Origin of the sequence: Geobacillus sp. WSUCF1, assembly GCF_000422025.1 — a bacterium.
GTDB lineage: Bacteria > Bacillota > Bacilli > Bacillales > Anoxybacillaceae > Geobacillus > Geobacillus zalihae.
Genome location: NZ_ATCO01000240.1, coordinates 1 through 2,135 on the forward strand (window position 1 = coordinate 1; position 2,135 = coordinate 2,135).

At 40.5% G+C, this 2,135-nt stretch carries 3 protein-coding genes; all 3 read left to right on the forward strand.

Annotated features, from left to right (window positions below):
• Positions 1 to 474: sugar transferase (locus I656_RS00610; RefSeq protein ID WP_020756844.1), on the forward strand; the 474-nt coding region annotated here is incomplete at its 5' end.
• A 28-nt stretch (positions 475 to 502) separates the two neighbouring features.
• A complete protein-coding gene (locus I656_RS00605; protein WP_020756845.1) occupies positions 503 to 820 on the forward strand; it encodes a hypothetical protein in 318 nt (105 codons plus the stop codon).
• 78 nt (positions 821 to 898) lie between these two features.
• Positions 899 to 1,414, forward strand: coding sequence for an Ig-like domain-containing protein (locus tag I656_RS00600; protein WP_020756846.1), 516 nt, complete (start codon positions 899 to 901; stop codon positions 1,412 to 1,414).
• Positions 1,415 to 2,135 lie beyond the last annotated feature (721 nt).

Here is a 2,135-nt window from a genome sequence, read left to right on the forward strand (position 1 = left end):
TACCCTGTTTGTCTCTCTAACCATGGAAATTATTGTAATGAAAAATGCTCATCTACAGTGTATAAATTTCGTTCCATGAAGCATATGCCTCAGTCCGTTTCCGATACTCAATGGACAGTCGAAAACGATCCGCGTCGGACGAAATTTGGAGCGTTTTTGCGGAAAACGAGCTTAGACGAACTGCCTCAGTTCTTCAATGTACTGAAAGGGGATATGAGTGTGGTTGGTCCACGGCCTGAACGTCCTTATTTTGTTGAAAAGTTTAAAGAAGAAATTCCGAAATATATGATTAAGCATCATGTTCGACCAGGGATCACTGGATGGGCTCAAGTGTGTGGACTGCGTGGCGATACCTCGATTCAGGCGAGGATTGAACATGATATTTTTTATATAGAGAACTGGAGTTTGTGGCTAGATATTAAAATCATTTTACGTACAATTACAAATGGTTTAGTGAATAAAAATGCTTACTAAAAAAGGTAATCGAATAGGGAGGAGTTCGATGAAAAATTGTATGAGAGTATTCGGGTTCTTCGTCATGCTTTCGCTTGCCTTTTCCATCTCTGCGCTAAAGACTAATATGGTATTTGCCAATTCACCGTCATATTTGCCGTTTGATAGGCTGGTTTCTAGCGATATTACTGACACGGATGGTAAACAAATCTATGAAATTCATTTGAATCAAGCAGGTAGGATGGTTGTCCATTTTAACTCTTACATAAACGGAGAAGTGAAAGTCACGTTGGAAGACTCAGACGGAAATGAAGTTTTTCACGAGTATATTGAGGGAGGCAATTCAATCAACCCAAAAAATGGTTGAAGTGGGAAGATCTCGAGGCGGGGACGTATTACATTAGGGTGGATAAATACATGAATTATACAGGGAAATACAAGATCCATGTTGAGAGCCCTGATTTATTGCCTGCCCCCCCCCCCGACTGTAAATTTGGTAAGCAATAAGAGCAATGTGGTGAGAGGAAAAACAGTGCCAAATGGAACGGTTTCTATAAAAATCAACGCAAAAGTATATATGGGGAGAAGTGATGCTAAAGGTTTGTTCAATATCAAGATTACCACACTTGCAGCTGGGACTAGACTTTACGTGACAGTCACAGACAAGTACGGTTATACGAGCAAAGAGCGGGTCGTGATTGTAGTGGATCGAATCCCTCCGGCTCCTCCCACTGTCGATAGCATCACTAGTAAGTCCAAGGTGATCACAGGTAAAGCAGAAGCAAATGCTACTGTGATTGCATATGTAGGTAGTCAAAAAATCGGCAGCGCAAAAGCAGATAAATATGGGAAATATACCATTAAAATTACCCCTAAAAAATCAGGAACTTCTATTAAGGTGGTAGCTGTTGACGGATCTGGAAATCAGAGCGTGGGCAAAATAGTTAAAGTTAGACCGTAAAGGCAAGAAGAACAAGCTTGTCTGATGTTGGAAATTTGTAGGAAGTGTGCATATCTCCTGAATCCGTGATAAAGACACGTTCAAACCGCCAAAAAATTGATAAATCAACAAAATACTGCACGCGGAGTTCTTCACCGAATTAGGTGAACATTCGAAATTGAGTTGAAACCTCGGCACGATTGGGTTTTCCGACATTTTTGATACACTTCTGTCACGGATTCAGGTATCTATGCTAAGTATATCATTTAGGAATGAGTGGAATATTCTCGAATGGTGTCTCTTAAATTCCCTTGTGTCAAGTTCATGATCCATTTATTCGCTAAGATGTCTTTATAGCCCTATATTCTGCAAGGCTGAGATAGCCTGACTTTTCGCTTTCCATTTCCGTAGTGATGCTGCTAGTTGACTCCTGACAATCAGCTAGCTTCACCGGTGAAAACAAAGCTGGCAATATCAGTACTTTTACCCGTTTACAAAAATAAAAAAATCGATTGGCCCCAGCAACCAGATTCATCATTCGGATCATTTAACTCACCTGTGGTCCTAGTTGAGCCTTAGCGCCAAACTAGGGCCATGGGTTATACTTTATCTATTATATAGGTTGTAATAAAGAATTTCCGATCTCCATGTCCCGTCTTTATCACCTGACAAGCTGGCACGGTGACAAGAAGAGCGGACAATGCCATGTAAAACAAAATTGCAACTTATATAGTTCTTTTTT